Source organism: Bradyrhizobium sp. 160, assembly GCF_023073735.1.
Classification (GTDB): domain Bacteria; phylum Pseudomonadota; class Alphaproteobacteria; order Rhizobiales; family Xanthobacteraceae; genus Bradyrhizobium.
Map to the genome: position 1 here is coordinate 167,086 of NZ_JADPKD010000005.1, position 17,959 is coordinate 185,044.

At 62.9% G+C, this 17,959-nt stretch carries 18 protein-coding genes; 10 read left to right on the forward strand and 8 right to left on the reverse strand.

The genetic code is table 11. From position 1 onward, the window contains the following. Positions 1–56: 56 nt before the first annotated feature. From IVA98_RS01815 to IVA98_RS01825, 3 genes are read left to right on the forward strand one after another with little or no spacing between them, the layout of a single operon-like run. Positions 57–1,271 (forward strand): ABC transporter substrate-binding protein, encoded by a 1,215-nt coding sequence (locus tag IVA98_RS01815; protein ID WP_247336791.1) that lies wholly within the window; start codon positions 57–59, stop codon positions 1,269–1,271. 53 nt (positions 1,272–1,324) lie between these two features. Further along, positions 1,325–2,095, forward strand: coding sequence for a hypothetical protein (locus tag IVA98_RS01820; protein ID WP_247354253.1), 771 nt, complete (start codon positions 1,325–1,327; stop codon positions 2,093–2,095). Continuing rightward, complete coding sequence (locus IVA98_RS01825; protein WP_247299259.1) at positions 2,092–3,282, forward strand: FAD-dependent monooxygenase; 1,191 nt, start codon at positions 2,092–2,094, stop codon at positions 3,280–3,282. Before IVA98_RS01820 ends, IVA98_RS01825 begins: the two co-directional genes overlap by 4 nt. 193 nt (positions 3,283–3,475) lie before the next feature. On the opposite strand, the gene IVA98_RS01830 is transcribed toward IVA98_RS01825, so the two are convergent. The 4 genes from IVA98_RS01830 to IVA98_RS01845 form a co-directional block, all read right to left on the reverse strand. After that, positions 3,476–4,567, reverse strand: coding sequence for an enolase C-terminal domain-like protein (locus IVA98_RS01830; RefSeq protein ID WP_247336793.1), 1,092 nt, complete (start codon positions 4,565–4,567; stop codon positions 3,476–3,478). A gap of 576 nt (positions 4,568–5,143) precedes the next feature. After that, complete coding sequence (locus tag IVA98_RS01835) at positions 5,144–6,367, reverse strand: ABC transporter substrate-binding protein (protein ID WP_247354236.1); 1,224 nt, start codon at positions 6,365–6,367, stop codon at positions 5,144–5,146. A gap of 153 nt (positions 6,368–6,520) precedes the next feature. Then, entirely contained in the window at positions 6,521–7,450 is a 930-nt protein-coding gene (locus IVA98_RS01840; protein WP_346657674.1) for an alpha/beta hydrolase, read from the reverse strand. A gap of 302 nt (positions 7,451–7,752) precedes the next feature. After that, positions 7,753–8,322, reverse strand: coding sequence for an alpha-ketoglutarate-dependent dioxygenase AlkB (locus IVA98_RS01845; protein ID WP_247354237.1), 570 nt, complete (start codon positions 8,320–8,322; stop codon positions 7,753–7,755). Positions 8,323–8,401: 79 nt separating this feature from the next. Here IVA98_RS01845 and IVA98_RS01850 point away from each other — a divergent pair, with 79 nt between their 5' ends. After that, entirely contained in the window at positions 8,402–8,542 is a 141-nt protein-coding gene (locus IVA98_RS01850) for a hypothetical protein (RefSeq protein ID WP_212327277.1), read from the forward strand. 362 nt (positions 8,543–8,904) lie between these two features. Here the strand turns inward: IVA98_RS01850 and IVA98_RS01860 are convergent, their stop codons facing one another. From IVA98_RS01860 to IVA98_RS01870, 3 genes are all read right to left on the reverse strand, one after another. Beyond that, complete coding sequence (locus tag IVA98_RS01860; protein WP_247299266.1) at positions 8,905–10,176, reverse strand: DUF892 family protein; 1,272 nt, start codon at positions 10,174–10,176, stop codon at positions 8,905–8,907. A 141-nt stretch (positions 10,177–10,317) separates the two neighbouring features. Continuing rightward, positions 10,318–11,772 carry a dihydropyrimidinase gene (gene hydA, locus IVA98_RS01865; RefSeq protein WP_247354238.1) on the reverse strand — a complete coding sequence of 485 codons (1,455 nt, stop codon included), beginning with the start codon at positions 11,770–11,772 and terminating at the stop codon, positions 10,318–10,320. 116 nt (positions 11,773–11,888) lie between these two features. Beyond that, entirely contained in the window at positions 11,889–12,497 is a 609-nt protein-coding gene (locus IVA98_RS01870; RefSeq protein WP_247299268.1) for a TetR/AcrR family transcriptional regulator, read from the reverse strand. 101 nt (positions 12,498–12,598) lie between these two features. Here IVA98_RS01870 and IVA98_RS01875 point away from each other — a divergent pair, with 101 nt between their 5' ends. Genes IVA98_RS01875 through IVA98_RS01890 form a run of 4 tightly spaced genes read left to right on the forward strand, consistent with a single transcriptional unit; the run spans position 12,599 to position 14,099 of the window. Further along, a complete protein-coding gene (locus tag IVA98_RS01875) occupies positions 12,599–13,294 on the forward strand; it encodes a PspA/IM30 family protein (RefSeq protein WP_247336799.1) in 696 nt (231 codons plus the stop codon). Between the two features lie 52 nt (positions 13,295–13,346). After that, positions 13,347–13,622, forward strand: a complete 276-nt coding sequence (locus tag IVA98_RS01880; protein WP_247299270.1) for a YiaA/YiaB family inner membrane protein — start codon at positions 13,347–13,349, stop codon at positions 13,620–13,622. Positions 13,623–13,664: 42 nt separating this feature from the next. After that, on the forward strand, positions 13,665–13,844 hold the full coding sequence (locus IVA98_RS01885; protein WP_247299271.1) for a hypothetical protein: 180 nt from the start codon (positions 13,665–13,667) through the stop codon (positions 13,842–13,844). 48 nt (positions 13,845–13,892) lie between these two features. Beyond that, complete coding sequence (locus IVA98_RS01890) at positions 13,893–14,099, forward strand: hypothetical protein (RefSeq protein ID WP_247299272.1); 207 nt, start codon at positions 13,893–13,895, stop codon at positions 14,097–14,099. A 57-nt stretch (positions 14,100–14,156) separates the two neighbouring features. Here the strand turns inward: IVA98_RS01890 and IVA98_RS01895 are convergent, their stop codons facing one another. Beyond that, positions 14,157–15,002: an SDR family NAD(P)-dependent oxidoreductase gene (locus tag IVA98_RS01895; RefSeq protein WP_247354239.1), complete on the reverse strand. Its 846-nt coding sequence runs from the start codon at positions 15,000–15,002 to the stop codon at positions 14,157–14,159. Between the two features lie 189 nt (positions 15,003–15,191). On the opposite strand from IVA98_RS01895, the gene IVA98_RS01900 reads away from it, so the two are divergent. After that, positions 15,192–16,688, forward strand: a complete 1,497-nt coding sequence (locus IVA98_RS01900) for an aldehyde dehydrogenase family protein (protein WP_247277660.1) — start codon at positions 15,192–15,194, stop codon at positions 16,686–16,688. A gap of 109 nt (positions 16,689–16,797) precedes the next feature. Then, on the forward strand, positions 16,798–17,925 hold the full coding sequence (locus IVA98_RS01905; protein WP_247336805.1) for an alkene reductase: 1,128 nt from the start codon (positions 16,798–16,800) through the stop codon (positions 17,923–17,925). Positions 17,926–17,959: the final 34 nt, after the last annotated feature.

A 17,959-nucleotide genomic window follows, 5' to 3' on the forward strand; every position in this document is an offset into this window, starting at 1 on the left:
GACTTGGCACTACTCATACCGCATTATTACGTCGCGGATAAAGCATGGAGGCGTACATGAAACGTTCTCTCGTTGCTGCAGCCTTATTGGTTACGGCACTGCATTCGCAGGCATTTTCCCAAAAGAGCTACGGACCCGGGGTAACTGATACCGAGATCAAGATCGGGCAGACTGTGCCCTATAAGGGACCTCTATCGGCGCTCGCCATATTTGGCCGCGTCGAAGTGGCTTACTTCAGGAAGATCAACGAGACCGGCGGGATTAACGGCCGCAAGGTCACACTGATCTCACTCGATGATGCTTTCTCGCCGCCAAAGACGGTCGAGCAAACGCGGAAGCTGGTGGAGGACGACCGCGTTCTTGCGATTGTGGGGTCGACCGGCACTCCGACCAATCTTGCGACCGTCAAATATCTCAACACCAACAAGGTTCCGCAAATCCTGATCCTGGCCAGCTCGCCGAAACTTCATGATCCGGAGAACCTGCCGTGGACCACCACATTCTTCATGTCGCAGGCCGTCGAGACCAAGTTTTATGCTGACTACCTGTTGAACTCGAAGCCAGCAGCAAAGGTCGCAGTGCTCTATCAGAACGATGACCTCGGTAAAGGCAACGTCACTGCGTTTCGGACGGCACTTGGAGCCAAAGCATCCGGCATGATCGTAAGAGAAGCCGCCTATGACGTGATGGACCCGACCGTCGACTCGCAAATCGTCGCACTCAAGGCATCAGGGGCAGACACCCTGTTCCATGCCTCGTCGCCAAAGTTCGCGGCACAATCGATCCGCAAGGCACACGAGCTTGGCTGGAGCGTCGAGCACATCCTGCTCTCGGGAGTGAGCGACATTCCGACGGTCCTTCGGCCTGCGGGGCTCGAAGCATCTCGCGGTGCCGTAACGGCACGCTGGATCAAGTCGATCGACGATCCCACATGGGCCGACGATCCTGCCGTGAAGGATTACCTCGCCTTCCTGAAGCAATGGATGCCCGGGGAGACGAATGACGATCCAAGCGCGATTCTGGCCTATTCGACGGCGCAAATGATCGAGGAAGTGCTGAGGCGTTGCGGTGACGACCTCTCGCGTGAAAATCTGCTGAAGCAGGCGACAAACGTCCGAGATCTTCAGCTTCCAATGTTTCTGCCCGGCGTGAGAGTGAACATCTCACCTGGCGACCGCATCCCGTGGCGCCAAGCGCGAATGGCGCGCTTTGACGGCAGCCGCTGGGTGTTCTTCGGCGACATCGTTGGCGTCTCCACTTCCACCGACTGAGGTATGCAATGAGCAGCACTGAAGGAGACGGCCGGCAGGCCGGAGCCTGGCGCATGCCAAGACGATCCCATCGTCCCATCATTGTGGCGCTCCTCCTCGTCCCTTACATCGTCCTGTTCGCGAGCGACGCGAGATCTCAATGCACGGCACGAGATGTCTTGCACAACCAACTGACGCTGAAGAAATCGCCGCTATCAAGCGCGCGACGAGCTCCAATCCGATCCGCCGTCGATGTTCCTGTGTGGAAAACGATCGCCATAGGGACGTTTGCAGATGTGTCTGCTCTCACCAATGCGTTGAATGCAGTAGGTTGTGGCATCGGAGACTCGGCTGGGGAAATTCTCGCGCGACCAGCCTTTTCGCTTAGCGTCACGAAGCGCAGCGTAGATCTATTTGCGGTGTCGGTCACCGAATTGGGCTTTCAGGCCGATACTGTGTCGCTATCGAATATATACGCACGCGCTCAGCAGCTTGGTTTTGGACTTGCGACGGCGGAGATTGCTCCACAACTGAGACTTCAATATTTTGATCAGCCGGTCGGTGAATTTCTAACCGTCGGAATGGCGCCAATTCAGACATGGAAGGGTGAGCCTGTCATCTTGACAGTAGCCAACGGTGGAGCGGGACTCATCGTCATTGGCCAGGATGGCAATCCGGATGCACAAGTCCCGGTGACGTCACGTTTTCTCTTTGTAAGGCCCGGGTCTTCCGATTGGCCCGATGAGGCCGCGGTCACTCATCCGCCGTCGGCGGGGGCAAGTGTCCTCGTGCGTGGAGACCAGTCGGCTAGCGCCCCAAATTCCAGCGATCGAGGAAAGCGATGAGCCGACGGCTCGAAGTTGCGATCACTGGCGCGGGCATTGGCGGATTGACGGCCGCCCTCGCGTTGCGGGCCCGAGGCTTGAAAGTGAAAGTCTTTGAGCAGGCGCCCGCAATTCGGGAAGTTGGGGCCGGCCTCACGTTGGGCCGCAATGCAGTGCGCTTGCTTAGGAGGATCGGACTGGAAGACCAACTCCAGCGCATCGGTTCGGCAAATATGGGTCTCACGCTATTGAACTCTCATGGGGCGCCCATCGGCATGTCTCCACTGCCTGCAAGGGCACGGCTTCCAGGCGAGTTCGACAGTTACTCCGTCCTAAGGGCGGAATTTGTTAGTCTGCTGGCAGAGGCACAACCGCCGGGAACGCTCCATTTCGGCCATAGATGCGTCGAGGTAGATGAGACGGGCGCCGGCGTGCGACTGACATTTGCGAACGGGGCCTGCGTCGAGGCAGACTTGTTCATTGGGGCCGATGGTATCCACTCCTTTAGCCAGCGCGAGATCGGTGTCAAAACGCAGCCGACGAGCGGAGGGACCATGGCCTACCGGGGCTTGGTTCCCGTCGAATGCCTACCCTGGGCGCGCGACCTGCGTTCATTAAGGATGTGGATCGGACCAGGCCGAAGTTTCATCTGCTATCCAGTCTCGCGCGGACGCCTCATCAACATCGTAGCCTTTGTGCCTGCGGATCGGTATGGCACCGAATCCTGGTCGGCCCCCGGTGATCTTGGGAGTCTGGCGGCGGAATATGTGGGCTGGGATGCTCACGTTTTGCAGATGATTGCCGCGCTTGATGAAACATTTCTTTGGGGCATCTATGATCGGGATCCACTGCCTTATTGGTCAACGGCACGAAGGTCGCTGCTTGGCGACGCTGCTCATCCAATGCTCCCGCACCTTGGACAAGGTGCCGGACAGGCCATCGAGGATGGCTTTGCGCTTGCCGTTTTACTGGAGAATGCCGGCACTGCTCAAATTCCGGAACGGCTGAAGGCCTATGAGCGACTACGGCATGCACATACGAGCCAGGTGCAGGCAGCTTCACGCGAAGCGGGCCGATTCTTTCATTCCGAAGATGGGGACGCCCCGCGCAGAGCGCAGCAACTGGCGAGTTGGAGGGCCGCGGGCAGATGGATCAACGAGTACGACGTCGAAACAGCCGCGACAGAACTGCTACATGAGGTGGCGTAAGCTGAGTCTCGATCGGATCAAACGGTGCTTGATAGAAGGCAGATTTGGCTCATGGCTGACAAAGCGTAACGTTCGCCAATCGCGTCGCTGTTGGCGACACAGCAAACCTCGGCGAAGGGGACCCAAGGCCTCGCCCTGCCTACATCCCTCCGCGCGAGTGGAAGAAGCGAAACAAGCGACGCTGGCCTTTCGATCACCCGACCAGATACTTCCTCACTGCCGCCTCGTCCCACGCAATCCCGTTGCCGGGCTCCTCGCTCGGCAGCGCAAAACCGTCCTTGATCGCGAGTCGCGTCGACAGCACCGCGTCCGCCCAGTCGACATATTCCAGCCAATGTGCGGTCGGCGTCACGCACAAGAGGTGCGCGCTGACTTCCGAGAACAGATGCGTCGACATCTCGATGCCGGCGGCGTGCGCCAGCGAGGCAGCGCGCAGCCAGCCGGTGACGCCGCCGATGCGCTGGACATCAGGCATCACGTAGTCGCAGGCTTCCGCTGAGAGCGCCGCCTGCATCGAAAACGCGCTGTCAAAATTCTCGCCGATCTGGACCGGGGTGTGCAGCGCGTCGGCAATGCGGGCGCAGCCGGCATAGTCGTCGTGGCGGATCGGCTCCTCGATCCAGCTCAAGCCCTCGTCGTCGAGCATCTCGCCGCGGCGGATGGCTTCCGTGACCGTCAGCGCCTGATTGTAGTCGCACATCAGCGTCACCTGATCGCCGACGGCCTTGCGCACCGCGCGCACGACGGCGAGATCCTCCCGCGCATCGGGCCGACCGACGCGGATCTTTGCCGCCCGAAAACCCTCGGCCAGCAGCTTGTGCGCTTCATCCACCGCGGCGCCTGCAGGCATGAGGCCGAGCCCCTTCGAATTGTAGGCCTTGACCGGCTTCGGCGCGCTGCCGAGCAGGCGGGCCAGGGGCAGGCCGCGTATGCGCGCGAGAGCGTCCCAGGCCGCCATGTCGATGCCGGATTGCGCCAGCCGTTGCAGGCCGGCGAGGCCCAGCAGCGTGAAGCGCTGGGCCAGCTTGCGCTCGATCTCGAACGGCAGCAGTTCGTCGCCGGCGACGAGGTCTGACATCTCCGTGACCATGGTCGTCAACGGCTTCAAGGCCGACGGCGTGATCGAGAACAGATAGGCGTGGCCGCGCACGCCTTGGTCGGTCTCGCAGTCGATCAGCACCAGCGGCGCTTTTGCGATTGCCCCCGTCGAGGTCTGGAGCGGCAGGTTCATCGGCACGATGACCGGCCGCGCATGGAAGCGCCTGATGCGGATAGTCTCGGTCATGGGTCTCTCCCGGCGGAGCGGATGCAGGAAGGCGCCGATCTTAAGCATTCGCGATCAAACGAAAAGGTGCCTGCTGCGACTCTCATGCAATGAGGTTGCGCCACCGCAGTGGTAAAGTCCGGTAATCCAGCGCGGGTCCGCTCGCTGCTGGAAAGCGCGCTGGCTTCGCTGAAGCCGGCGTGAAGGTTCGATCAGGCTTGTCTGATTGAGCCCCGTTGTGGCCGCGAGGAAGGTCTGCCCCCTCTCCCGCTTGCGCTACCAGATTCACACATCTCGAAAATGGAATCATCCTCAATGACTTAGCAAAAGCCAGGTTTTGGACGCTCACGCGCTGCAGAATCGAGACAAGTGACTCGGATGACTCACTTTTTGGGCTTAATCGGCGAATGGCTCCGACAGAGATGCGTGAATACGGTAGCTCGCTTGCGGGAGAGGGTTGGGGAGAGGGTGTCTCCTCAACGGGACAATCCCCAAGCGGAGAGAGCCCTCACCCGGCGCTTCGCGCCGACCTCTCCCGCAAGCGGGAGAGGTTTTAGCCCGGGGGGCCATATGTACCTCACTCACGCCTGAGGCGCCTCACCGCGCCGCGCCTTCGGTGAAGGCGGTCTCGATCACGTCGCCAAAAGGCTGCCAGGAACGGCCGTCGAACTGGACGAGCCGCATCTGCTTGATCGGCAGATAGCTATTGGGCGAGGTATTCATCCTGATGTCGGGCAGCGCAACGGAGGGGTGATGACCCCTAATCGACGCCGCCTGACGCATGATGTTCTCGCGCGAGAAGTCGTCGCCGCATTGCTTCAGCACGAGCGTCAGCGCCTCGGCCGCGGCGTAGCCAAAGACGGCCGCGCTGTTGTTCGTGCTTTCGACTTGATGGTATTTGTCCATGAAGGCGAACCATTCCTTCATGGCGGAATCGTCCTTCCATGCGGGATCGCTCGGATCCTTCAGAAAGACCGCGGAGATCACGCCGGCGGAGTTCTCGAGGCCCGCTGGCGCCATTGCATTGGCGATCGAGGCGGCGGCATCGTTCACGATGAACACCGGATGCCAATTAAATGAGGCCGCCAGCTTGATCACCTTGGAGGCCGTCGACGGCACGCCGAGAAAGATGAAGATGTCGGCGCCCGCGCGCTTAAGAATCGAGACGTGCCCGTCGAGATGCTCGTCGGCAATGTCGAAGGCGATGTCGACGAGGACATGACGGTTCAAATCGCCAAGGCCTTCCTGGACGCCCTTGTAGAGCATGCGCCCGAACTGGTCGTTTTGCCAGAGCACCACGATCTTCTTCCGGGGATAATAGGGTTGGATGTAGTTGGCGTAGATGCGTCCCTCGGACCGGAACGACGGCTGCCAGCCCATGGTCCAGGGAAACGCGCTTGGCTGGCTCAGCTCCTCGTCGCCGGAGGCGACGAACAGTTGCGGGATCTTCTTCTCGTTGAGATACCAGCGCGTGGCGAGATTGCCGGGCGTACCGAACGACCCAAACATCAGGTGCACGTCGCCGGTCTCGACCAGGTTGCGCGTCAGCTCCAGCGCCGTCGCCGGATCGGAATTGTCGTCGCGCGAGATGAAGCGGATCTTGCGGCCGTTGATGCCGCCACGCGCGTTGATCATGTCGAAATAGGCGGCCTCCGCCTGGCCGATGGCGCCGAACTCCGACAGCGGTCCCGAATACGGCATGACATTGCCGATGCGGATTTCCTTGTCGGTCGTGGGTTGCTCCGCATGTTGCTGCGACATCGCCCCGAGGGAGGCGTAGGCGAGGATCAAAACGAACGATAGTCTGCCGGTGATGCGCATGGTCGGCACCTCAACGTTGGCCCCGGAGAGGTCGGCTCGATCCCCACCAAGGCTGGTTGGTGTAGGTCAAGCGTTTGACGATCGTATGGCTTGATCGTCCGCATCAACGCAACTTAGGGACCGAATGAAATGGCAGGCCTGCTGTCACGCCCGCTATGGCAGTCCCCGCGCCTCGAGCTGATGCACCAGCAGCAGCGTCGGCTCGGCGAGGCTGTCGCCGGAGCCGTCGAGGCCGAAGGCGCTCGCGATGCCGTCGCGGCTGCGCAGTAGCGCACTGCGCGGGCAATGGCCGGCGCCGCAGAGCGTCTTCTTCAGGGTCTCGCCCTGCGCCACAACACCGGCGGAATCGTCCGCGGCCCAGGCCAGCACGATCGGCACGTCGACATTGAGGATGCCGGGGAAGACCGAGCGCTTGTTATATTGGCTGGCGTCGCTGCCGAGATAGGCCTTCTCGCTGTCGCTGGCGTCCTTGCCCGCACGGTAGATGCCGGACACCAGGATCACGGCGGCGACGTCGGCGCGGTCGGCCTGAAGCTCGGGATGCGCCAGCAGGGTGGCGACATGGAAGGCGCCGGCGCCGTAGCCGACCGCGACGATCTCGCGGGCATCGCCGTTGAACAGGTCGATATTGCCGTGGACCCAGGACAGTGCCGCCGCCACGTCGCTCGCGCCGGCGGGCCAGGTCGCGCCGGGCGCCAGACGATAGCCCACGCGCACCCCGATCATATCGTTGCGCGCGGCAAAGCACATCGCCTGGTCCTGGATCTGGCGGGCCAGCTCCGGCGCGGCGCGGTCGCCGGTGAAGGTGTCGCCGGCCACGAACAGCAGCACCGGCCGCGGGGTATCCGCCTTCGTCGCGCTGGTCGCGACGTCGAGCACATTGGCCTCGCTCTCGCCATAGCGCAGGCCGCGCGAGAAGGTAACCTGCTCGCACAGCCGCGCGGTGCCGCCGGCGGTCGTGTCGGAATCGGTGAGGCCCACTTGGACGAGATCGGAGGGCGGCGACGGCCGCGCCGGCAAGGGTCCGTGCGCGGAGGCCGAGGTCATGGTCAGAGTTAGGAAAAATGCCAGATAATTCTTCATGGTGATGCCGGCTTTGCGTGCCTCATATTGGCTTGCCGGTTTGGCCTGTCTATTCAATTCGCCGCATTAGTTGGCTCGGCTTGAGGCGATTTCACGGCACCTCGGTCGGCACGGGACGGACATCCCGCCCGGCCTGCAGCCGCTCTTGGAACGCAAGTTGACGGGCCGGAGGACGATTTGCGCGGCGCAGCCGTTTTATCTCGATCCGTCAAGCCGTTGCCCAGCGCCGCAAAGCCTCGAGCCGGAAACGGCTTTCTACTGTGCATGGGGTTGTTTTCGCAGTTTTTGTTTTGGACGGCCTGTCAGGCCCGCTTCATGGTTCGGAAGGTGATCGAATAGCGGCGCGCCTCGACCGGCGGAATGCTGTGCTCCCATTGCGACCGTGCCTCGCCGTCCATGATGTAGAGCGAGCGCGGCATGGCTTCGAGCGCGTGGCGCTCCCATCGGTCGCCGTTGCGGCGGCGAAAGCGGAATTTGCAGGGCGCGCCGAGCGACAGGCCGAGGACCTTGTCGAAATGCGGCTTGTCGCGGTGCCAGCCGATGCCGACGCCAACCTCATATTCGGTGCAGAGCACCTGCCGGATGTCGCCCGACGGCAGTCCCGCCCATGCCTCGACCTGGCGCGCGACGGGCGCCACCCAGTCCGGGATTGGCTCCGCCTCGGCCAGACGTTGCAGGGAGTAGTCGTAGCGATAGCCGAACGAGGCCACCCGGCGATTGCCCTCGAAGGCGCCGAACTGGAAGCGCTGGAGCGGCAATGCCGCGATGCGGCCGATCAAGGCCTGCTCAACGGCCGCCTCGATAAAATTGTCCGTATAGCGAAGCCCAGCGGGCCCTACTTGTGGTTCTGCGAACAAGCCTAGCTGCGTCATTCCTCGCACGTCCGTGATGGAACCTTATGGCGGCTGATGCGACTTACATAGGACGCGGGGAGTAATGTGCGAGGCTGTCATGGCAGAGAAGCATTCCGCCGATCCGGCAGAGATCATGCGGGCGACCGGCCATCCGGAGCTGGAATATGCCGCCGGCTGGACCATCGCCGGTCTGGTCACCATCGGCACCATCGTCGCCGCCTGGGTGTTCGCCATCTAGGCTACAGGGAATAGGCGACAGGGAATTGAAGTTCGAAAGCCGCGCCCTGGTCGGCCGGCTCGAGCCGGATTGCCATGGCTCGCCATTACCGTCTGTGCCATCGCCAACCCCATCCCGGTGCCGCCCTGTTGCGGGCGGCTGGTGCAGAAGGCGTCGAAAATCCGGCCGCGGTTGCGCAAGAAGATCGGCTCGCCGCAGGTCGAGTGCGGCATAATTGAACAGCACCGGCACCTAAGCAGTTCGCGATCGTCAAGAGCGAGAACGGCCAGTCAGCCAGCGCGGCCAGCGCAGTGCGAGGAGCAGCGCGTACCGCCCCGTAGAGGGGGGCGGTTGAACTCAGTGCGCACGCGTTCGCCAGATTCCTATTCGGCCTGCTCCAGTGCGGCGGGCATCTTCGCCACCGACATCAGCGACCGCGCCACTTGATTGAGCAGGAGATCGGCATTCTCTTCTTCGGCGAGCGACTTCGAGAGCAAGGCGACGACCGCGCTGTGACGGAGCTGCTGGGCCAGATTGCGTGCCGTGGTATAGCCGGACATCTCGTAATGCTCGACGCGTTGAGCCGCTGAGATCAGCGCGAGGTCGGCGGCTGCGTCTTCCTTCTCTTCGCCTTCCTTCATGACCTCCTGGCCTTCCTCGATCAGGCCCATCATGCCTTTGCAAGGCTTGGCCCGAGCGTTCTCGCCGAGGAGCTCGAAGCATTCGTTGATGCGTTCGACCTGGTTCTCGGTCTCGGCGAGATGCTGCTCGAACAGTTCCCGCAACTGGTCGAAACGCGCGGCCTGCGCCATCTTCGGAAGCGCCTTGGTCAACTGCTTCTCGGCATGGAGAATGTCACGTAGCTCGTGAAGCAGAAGATCGGTCAGGCCGGCTTCGTCGACGGGCGGCGAGCTCTCCGTGACGATCGTTGTGGTAGCGCCGGGCTCCGCGGACTGCAGTGCCGGGGACTCGGTGAACACCCAGTCTTCGCCTTCGTTCCACGGACCGCGGGTGTCGATTTCGCCGTGGTCACCGCTGCCGGTGGAGTCGTTGAAGTACTGGTTCACGAGGCCAGGAGTCGGAGCGATCCGGCCGACACTGAAGGCCGGTTTGGACAGGCTTTCGAGTGCGCGCGCGAAGGCCTTCATATGCGTAATCTCGCGCGTCATCAGGAATTGTAGTGCGTCTTTGCTGCCGGCGTCGTCGCAGAAATTGATCAGACGCTCGTAGACGATCTTGGCTCGCGCTTCGGCGGCGATGTTGCTGCGCAGGTCGACGTCGAGCTCCCCGGTGATCTTGAGATAGTCGGCGGTCCAGGGATTCCCCTGCGAATTGAACAGATTGATGCCACCGCCGCCGGCAATGGCAATGAGCGGATCGGCTTCCGCCGCCTGACGGTCGTTCTTTGAAGGCGCAAGATGCATCCGCGCCAGGCAGCCGACGACCTCGAGATGACTGAGCTCTTCGGTGCCGATATCCATCAACAGGTCTTTGCGGTCGGGGTCCTCGCAATTCAGCCCCTGAATCGAATATTGCATCGCGGCCGCGAGTTCGCCATTGGCGCCGCCGAACTGCTCGAGGAGCATATTGCCGAAGCGCGGATCGGGTTCGTCGACGCGCACGGTGAACATCAGCTTTTTGACGTGGTGATACATGGGGGGCTCGCGCTCTGGAAGGAAAGATACGCGACAACGAGGCGTCCGGACGTTCGTTCCTAAGCCCTCTCCAAGATTCAAGCTGTAGTTGCCCGAGGCATTGCCGCAGAAGCGATCGCTCTGATCTCGCGGCGAGGAGTATTACGGCGTCACCGCGCCGCGTTCGACCGCGCGGGGGGCGGTGAGCTTCTTCCAGGTCGAATTGGCCAGATGTACCGGCGAGAATGGCGGCCGCTCGACATAACGGCCGTCGCCTGCCTTGGCGCGCAGATCGCCATCTTTCCAGACGATGCGGCCACGGGACAACGTCGCGGCCGGCCCGCCGGTGCAGGAAAAGCCCTCGAACACGTTGTAATCGATCCGACTCATCTGCCGCTTGGCACTGATGGTCCTGGTTGCCTTGGGATCCCACACCACGATGTCGGCGTCCGATCCGGCGGCGACGGCGCCTTTCCGCGGATAGATGTTGAGAATGCGGGCGATGTTCGCCGAAGTCACCGCGACGAATTCTTCTTTGGTCAGCCGCCCGGTGGCGACGCCCGCGGTCCACAGCAGCGCGAGGCGGTCTTCGAGCCCGCCGGTGCCGTTCGGAATCTTCCTGAAGTCGCCGAGGCCGAACCGTTTCTGCGCGGTGGTGAAGGCGCAATGGTCCGTCGCGACGACCTGGAGCGAGCCGGCTTGCAGGCCGGCCCACAGGCTGTCCTGATGCGATCTGTCGCGGAACGGCGGTGACATCACGCGCTGGGCGGAGTGATCCCAGTCCTTGTTCTGGTACTCGCCGGCATCGAGCAACAGGTGCTGGATCAGCGGTTCGCCATAGACGCGCTTGCCGGCCGCGCGCGCCCGCGCAATCACCTCATGCGCTTCGCGGCAGCTGGTGTGCACGATGTAGACCGGCGTGCCCGTCATGTCCGCGATCATGATGGCGCGGTTGGTGGCTTCGCCCTCGACCTCCGGCGGTCGCGAGTAAGCGTGGCCTTCGGGGCCGGTGACGCCGCGTGCGATAAGCGCCTCCTGCATCAGGGCGACGACGTCGCCGTTCTCGGCATGGACCACCGGCATGGCGCCCAGATGAGCGCAGCGCGCGAACGAGTTGTAGAGCTCGTCATCGTTCACCATCAGCGCGCCCTTGTAAGCCATGAAATGCTTGAACGTGTTGATGCCGTAGGTTTTGACCACGGTCTCCATCTCGTCATGGATTTGCTTCGACCACGATGTCACCGCCATGTGGAAACCATAGTCGGCAGCCGCCTTCTCGGATTTGCGGCGCCAGTCCTGATACGCCGCGAGCATCGACTGGCCGGGATCGGGCAGGCAGAAATCCAACACCATCGTGGTGCCGCCGGCGAGCGCCGCTTTGGTTCCCGATTCGAAATCGTCGGCGGTGACGGTGCCCATGAACGGCATTTCGAGATGGGTATGCGGGTCGATGCCGCCCGGGAGGACGTAGGCGCCGCCGGCGTCAATCACTTCAGCGCCCGCGGGTGCATCGAGTGAGGCTCCGACCGCGACGATGGTCTCGCCGTCGATCAGCACGTCAGCACGGCGCGAATAATCGTGATTGACGACGGTGCCGCCGCGGACGAGGAGGGGCATAGAGAACTCCGGGGTGGGGCGAGGGGATAGGGCTGCGTGAAGGCTAAGCGCGGCAATCGCGATGCGACAGGCGAAATTTTAGTCAGCCACCGCCAACGGTTTTCGCCGCGCTGGCTCTACTCTGCGAGGGCGACTAGCCCAACCAGCATTGCGCGTACGAGGCCTGCGATTTCCTTGCGCAGCGCCGGCAGGGGCACGGCGACCAGCTTCTGTTCCAACCCCAGCGCCACCATGCCATGGACCGCCGAGAACAGGCTGCGCGCGGTGATGCTCAGTTCTTCCGGGCTGCGTGTTGGAAGCAGCGCGGACAGCGGCTGGTAGATGTGGCGGAACAGCTGCATCTGGTCCTCGATCGACCAGTCGGGGACGATCTTGTCGGCCTCCATGCGGTGCTCGAACAGCGCGCGCCAGAGCTGGAGATTTTCCGCGGCAAAATCACAATAGGCGATCGCGATGCGGACCAGGGCTTCTTGTGGCGATGGCTCGCTCGCGCTTTCGGCGGCGCTGAGCGCCTTGTCGAGCCGAAGCAATGTGCGCGAGCCGACCCGCAGGATCAATTCGTCGACGTCGGCGACGAGATTGTAGATCGCGCCATTGGCGCAGCCGATCTCGCGGGCAAGATCCCGGGTCTTCAGGCCAGCCAATCCCCGTTCGGCGATCATTCGTTCCGCCGCCAGAATTAGGTCTGATCGCAGTTTCTCTCGACGTTCCGAGGTTTTAGACATTTGTTTACCAAATTCGTGAGCGCCGCTCATAAATATCTTGAGCAATGCTCAAGATATGCTACAAAGCACGTGTGAGCAACGCTCATAACAGGGAGCAACAAATGTTCAAGACCGTGGTGACCCTTTTCCGCGGCAGCGTAGCCGCTGCGGGCGAGGAGCTGGAAGACCGGACCGCCCTTCTCATCCTCGATCAGCAGATGCGTGATGCGGCCGCGGCCGTCGAGCGCAGCAAGCGCACGCTGGCGCTGGCGATCGCGCAGGACCAGCAGGAGGGCCGCAAGCTCGAAGCGACGAATGCCCGCATCGCCGATCTCGAGACCCGTGCCGTTGCGGCGCTCGACGGCGGCCGCGAGGACCTCGCCAAGGACGCGGCGGAAGCCATCGCGAGCCTCGAGGCCGATCGCGATGCGTCGATGACGGCACGCGCGCTGTTCGCGACCGAGATCGCGCGGTTGAAGCGCCATGTCGCGAGCGCGCAGGCCCGCATCACCGACCTCGATCGCGGCCGCCGCATTGCCCGCGCATCGGAAGCGGTGCGCTCGCTTCGTCGCAGTGGCATCGAGGCTGCGCGTCCCTACGAATCCACGCTGCCGGAGGCGGAGGGCACGTTGAGGCGTTTGCGCGAGCGGCAGATGGAGGCCCAGGCCGCCGACGATGCCCTGGTGGAGCTCGACGCGACCACCGGTCCGCTCGCCACTGCCGAGAGACTCGCCGAACAGGGCTTTGGTCCCCGGCTCAAGACGACCGCAGACGATGTGCTGGCGCGGCTGAAGTCCAAGCGCATGCCGACTGCCTGATCTCAACCCCAATCTCCCGAACCAATCATCATTCGAACGACAGGAGACCACCATGAACAAGAACGGCCAGCCGCACAGCAGTGCTTGGGTGAGCTTCACTTACGCGTCCTTCGCAGCCTCCGCTTTCCTCGTCGCCATCGGCATCTTCTTCCTGCCGATCGACCTCTGGGTGAAGGGCTATCTCACCATGGGCATCGTCATGCTGATCCAGACCTGCATCACGCTGACCAAGACCGTGCGCGACAATCACGAGAGCAGCCGCCTCGTGAACCGCATCGAGGACGCCAAGGCCGAGCGGCTGCTGATGGAGGTGTCCAAGGCGGCTTGAGGAGAGGGGCGCGGAAGAGGAGCGCTCTATGGCGGGCGGCTGATGCTGAGCATCGCCCCCGCCGTATCTCCGGTCATTTGCAACAATCGTGGCATCGCCTGCAAAATGCAGTCGAACCATGATGGCGGGGTGTTGCGCTCATATGTTGCCGAGATCCTTTACATGCTGAGGCTTGCTACCTGGTTGTCCAGGTCAGAGCAGGCTTTGCCGATTGTGATTTGAACGCAGGTGCGATATGGCTCTCGCGCTTTCCAGAGGCGGAGACGAGCATTGTCGAAACAATCGTTGCGTGAGGAGGCCGAGCGCCTGATCCGCGAATCGATGGAAAAGAGATCCATCGTCGTCAAGCAGGGCACCACCCGCATCGAGGCCGTCTGCGGCAAGTGCGGCGCGCCGAACCGGATGCAGGCGGAAAAGGGCCAGACCCGCGTCAAGTACGCCTGCAAGGATTGCGGGCACAAGCAAGAGACGCTGTAGGCGGGCTGATCTCACGGTGCTGTCGTGCTCCAGCTCCTCAGCATGAGGGTCTGATAGTCAGTCGCCCTCCACAAACGTCTTGAACGCATCCGCGTAATCCGAGTGCCACCGCGACAGCGGAGGGCGGTTCTCGATGATGTCGCCGACGGCCCACAGCATGCGCTTCTCGTCGAGTGCGCGCGGCACGTCGTTGTCCGGGCACAGGATGTAGAAGTCGCCGGCCTCGATCCGCGCCAGCATGAAGTCGACGGTCTGCTCCGGCGTCCAGGCGCCTGCGGGCTTCTCGGTGCGGCCCTTCGCGGTAAGGCCGGTGAAGACGAAACCGGGGATGAGCAGATGCGCGGTGATGTGGCAGCCCTTCGTGTTGCGCAGCTCGTGCTGGAGCGCTTCCGTAAAAGCTTTCACGCCGGCCTTGGAGACATTGTAGGCGGGATCGCCCGGCGGGGTGGTGATGCCTTGCTTCGATCCGGTGTTGATGATGAGGCCTGGTTTGCCGCGCGCGATCATGCCCGGCGCGAAGATGCGCGAGCCGTTGATGACGCCCCACATGTTGACGCCGATGATGCGCTGCCAATTGTCCGGCCCGGCGAACAATGTGCTGCCGGGCTGGATGCCGGCATTGTTCATCAGAATGTCGGTGCCCCCGAAGCGTTCGCCTACGGCGCCTTCGAGTTCCGTCACGCTCTCGGCCTTGCTGACATCGGCGGTAAACGTCATCACATTCGCAGCACCTGCGACGGATGACAGTTTTGTTGCGGCCTCGGCCAGCCGCACCTGATCGAGATCGGCGATGCACAGCTTCATGCCGATGCGCGCGAACGCCGTGGCGGCGGCAAATCCGATCCCGGACGCGCCTCCTGTGATCACGGCAACGTTGTCTTTGACGATGGCGGGATGTGACATGGCGGCCTCCGGCGAAGCTACGTTGCGTTCCGCCGCGTTATAGCACGTGTCTCGTGCCACCCTGCACAAGTCGGCATGGGAGGTCTTCGCTCCGCGCCGCCTTTACGCCTCTCCGGCGCCGCTGTATTTTGTGGGACGAACGATCCCGCCCAGATCGAACCAATCAATCACCTGACAGGGAGTGCAGCCATGGCTGTGTCGCAGGCTATTCCGATCACGCGCCATCCATTCGCCAATGGGTCCTACAAGCAGATGCTGGTCGACGGGAAGTGGGTCGACGCTGCCTCAGGCAAGCGTTTCGAAACCCGCAATCCCGCCACCGGCGAGCTGCTCGCAACCGTCGCCGAGGGAGACAAGGAAGACATCGACCGTGCAGTCGCCGCGGCCCGCCGCGCCTTCGAAGGACCCTGGAGCAAGGTCAAGCCGTTCGAGCGGCAGAACCTGCTGCTCAAGCTCGCCGATCTCGTCGAGAAGAATTTCGACGAATTGTCGCAACTCGACACGCTCGACATGGGGGCCCCCGTCAGCCGGACCCGCGCCTATCGCCTGCGCGCCATCGGCATGCTGCGTTACTACGCCGGCCAAACCACCGCTATCCATGGCGAGACCATCGAGAACTCGCTGCCTGGCGAGATCTTCTCCTACACGCTGAAGGAGCCGGTCGGTGTCGTCGGTGCCATCATCCCCTGGAACGGGCCGCTGACGGCGACCATCTGGAAGATCGGTCCGGCGATCGCGACCGGCTGCACGGTGGTGCTCAAGCCTGCCGAAGAAGCGCCGCTGACCTCGCTGCGCATCGCCGAGCTTGCGATGGAAGCGGGCGTGCCGCCCGGCGTCATCAACGTCGTTCCCGGCTATGGCGAGACCGCGGGCGCGGCGCTCGCCTCCCATCACGACGTCGACAAGGTCGCCTTCACCGGCTCGCATGTCACGGGCCAGTCGATCATCCGTGCGTCGGCCGGCAACCTCAAGCGCGTCTCGCTCGAGCTCGGCGGCAAGTCGCCGGACATCGTGTTCGCCGATGCCGATCTCGATGCTGCGGTACCGGGCGCCGCGATGGCGGTGTTCGCCAATTCGGGGCAGATCTGCAGCGCCGGAACGCGCCTGTTCGTCGAGCAGTCGATCTACGAGGAGTTCGTCGGCCGCGTTGCGGAGTTCGGCAAGAAGCTGCAAGTCGGAAACGGCCTCGATCCCAACACCCAGATCGGCCCACTGGTATCCGAGCAGCAATTGGAGCGTGTCACCGGCTATCTCGATATCGGCCAGAAGGAAGGCGCCAAGGCGCTTGCCGGCGGCGGACGTGTCACCGAAGGCGCTCTGTCGAAAGGCTTCTTCGTCTCACCCACGGTGTTCGCGGGCGTCCAGGACAACATGCGCATCGCGCAGGAGGAGATCTTCGGTCCCGTCATCTCCGCGATCGCGTTCAAGGACATGGATGAGTTGGTCAAGCGCGCCAACAACACCACTTTCGGCCTCGGCTCGGGCCTATGGACCCGCGACGTCAGCAAGGCCCATGCGGTAGCGAAGAGTCTGCGCGCCGGGTCGGTGTGGGTGAACTGCTACCAGGCGATGGACCCGGCTGTGCCCTTCGGCGGCTACAAGATGAGCGGCTACGGCCGCGAGTCGGGCAAGCAGCACGTCGAGGAATATCTCAACGTGAAGGCCGTCTGGATCAAGACGGCGTAGTTTCCCTCCTCCGTTTCGCAAGGAGGAATATTGCCTTCGTGGGGCGGCGCCCTTCCGGTAGCCGCCCCGCTATATGATCGTCAGCCATTCGTAGCCATTTGAGGCCAGCATGAAATTCGAGGCGTTGTTTCGACCGTTGCAGGTCGGTCCGTACAAGCTCGCGCACCGCGTCGCGATGGCGCCGCTGACGCGCATGCGGGCGGAGCGCGAAACTTTCGCGCCGCGGCCGCTCAACGCCGAATATTACGGCCAGCGCGCGACGCCGGGCGGCTTGATCATCGCGGAAGCCTCCCCTGTGCTCTCGCACGGCCGCGGCAATCCGGCGACGCCGGGTATCTATTCGGAGGCGCAAGTTGCGGGCTGGCGCAAGGTGGTCGACGCGGTGCACGCCAAAGGCGGCATCATCTTCCTCCAGCTTTGGCATGTCGGCCGCGTCTCGCATTCCTCCTTCCACGGTGGCGCGCTGCCGGTGTCGGCCTCGGCGATCCCGATCAAGGCCGAAGGCATGAAGGCGATGACCGCCGACGGCAAGATTTCGGACTACGAGACACCGCGCGCGCTGGAGACCGAAGAGGTCAAGGACATCGTCGAGGCATTCCGGCAGGGTGCCAAGAATGCGCTCGCCGCCGGCTTCGACGGAGTCGAGATCCACGGCGCCAACGGCTATCTGCTCGAGCAGTTCCTGCAATCGCGCAGCAACCAGCGCACTGATCAGTATGGCGGATCGGTCGAGAACCGTGCGCGGCTGCTGTTCGAAGTGACGCAGGCCGCGATCGATGTCTGGGGAGCGAACCGCGTCGCCGTCCGGCTGTCGCCTCACGGCATCGCCAATGATTCCGGCGAGCCCGATCCGATGCCGCTCTATACCCATATCGTGACGGCGCTCGACAAGCTCGGTCTTGCCTATTTGCACTTCATCGAGCCGCGTTCCAGCGGCGCGGGCCGCGCCGATGTGCATTGGGAGAACGTGCCCTCCGCGATGGTGCTGTTCCGCCCGCTCTACAGCGGCGTGCTGATGACCGCCGGCGGCTTCACCGGCGGGAGCGCGAATGCCGCGATCGCCGACGGATATGCCGACATCATCGCCTTCGGTCGCATCTTCATCTCCAACCCCGACCTGCCGCGGCGTCTTCGGCACGGCTTCCCGATCACGCCGTACAATCGTGCGACGTTCTACGGTGGGGAGGAGAAGGGGTACACGGATTATCCGGCGTATGACGAACTGACGCCGGCCTGAACTGTTTCCGTCATTCCGGGGCGACGCAACGCCT

What these genes read in the sequence shown, in the direction of transcription:
- IVA98_RS01885 (WP_247299271.1), top strand. Translation starts at nt 13,665, where the DNA reads ATGCTGAGCATCGCCCCCGCCGTATCTCCGGTCATTTGCAACAATCGT.
- IVA98_RS01880 (WP_247299270.1), top strand. Translation starts at nt 13,347, where the DNA reads ATGAACAAGAACGGCCAGCCGCACAGCAGTGCTTGGGTGAGCTTCACT.
- IVA98_RS01905 (WP_247336805.1), top strand. Translation starts at nt 16,798, where the DNA reads ATGAAATTCGAGGCGTTGTTTCGACCGTTGCAGGTCGGTCCGTACAAG.
- IVA98_RS01815 (WP_247336791.1), top strand. Translation starts at nt 57, where the DNA reads ATGAAACGTTCTCTCGTTGCTGCAGCCTTATTGGTTACGGCACTGCAT.
- IVA98_RS01820 (WP_247354253.1), top strand. Translation starts at nt 1,325, where the DNA reads ATGCCAAGACGATCCCATCGTCCCATCATTGTGGCGCTCCTCCTCGTC.
- IVA98_RS01850 (WP_212327277.1), top strand. Translation starts at nt 8,402, where the DNA reads ATGGCAGAGAAGCATTCCGCCGATCCGGCAGAGATCATGCGGGCGACC.
- IVA98_RS01840 (WP_346657674.1), bottom strand. Translation starts at nt 7,450, where the DNA reads ATGAAGAATTATCTGGCATTTTTCCTAACTCTGACCATGACCTCGGCC.
- IVA98_RS01870 (WP_247299268.1), bottom strand. Translation starts at nt 12,497, where the DNA reads ATGTCTAAAACCTCGGAACGTCGAGAGAAACTGCGATCAGACCTAATT.
- IVA98_RS01860 (WP_247299266.1), bottom strand. Translation starts at nt 10,176, where the DNA reads ATGTATCACCACGTCAAAAAGCTGATGTTCACCGTGCGCGTCGACGAA.
- IVA98_RS01835 (WP_247354236.1), bottom strand. Translation starts at nt 6,367, where the DNA reads ATGCGCATCACCGGCAGACTATCGTTCGTTTTGATCCTCGCCTACGCC.
- IVA98_RS01895 (WP_247354239.1), bottom strand. Translation starts at nt 15,002, where the DNA reads ATGTCACATCCCGCCATCGTCAAAGACAACGTTGCCGTGATCACAGGA.
- IVA98_RS01830 (WP_247336793.1), bottom strand. Translation starts at nt 4,567, where the DNA reads ATGACCGAGACTATCCGCATCAGGCGCTTCCATGCGCGGCCGGTCATC.
- IVA98_RS01825 (WP_247299259.1), top strand. Translation starts at nt 2,092, where the DNA reads ATGAGCCGACGGCTCGAAGTTGCGATCACTGGCGCGGGCATTGGCGGA.
- IVA98_RS01900 (WP_247277660.1), top strand. Translation starts at nt 15,192, where the DNA reads ATGGCTGTGTCGCAGGCTATTCCGATCACGCGCCATCCATTCGCCAAT.
- IVA98_RS01845 (WP_247354237.1), bottom strand. Translation starts at nt 8,322, where the DNA reads ATGACGCAGCTAGGCTTGTTCGCAGAACCACAAGTAGGGCCCGCTGGG.
- IVA98_RS01875 (WP_247336799.1), top strand. Translation starts at nt 12,599, where the DNA reads ATGTTCAAGACCGTGGTGACCCTTTTCCGCGGCAGCGTAGCCGCTGCG.
- hydA (WP_247354238.1), bottom strand. Translation starts at nt 11,772, where the DNA reads ATGCCCCTCCTCGTCCGCGGCGGCACCGTCGTCAATCACGATTATTCG.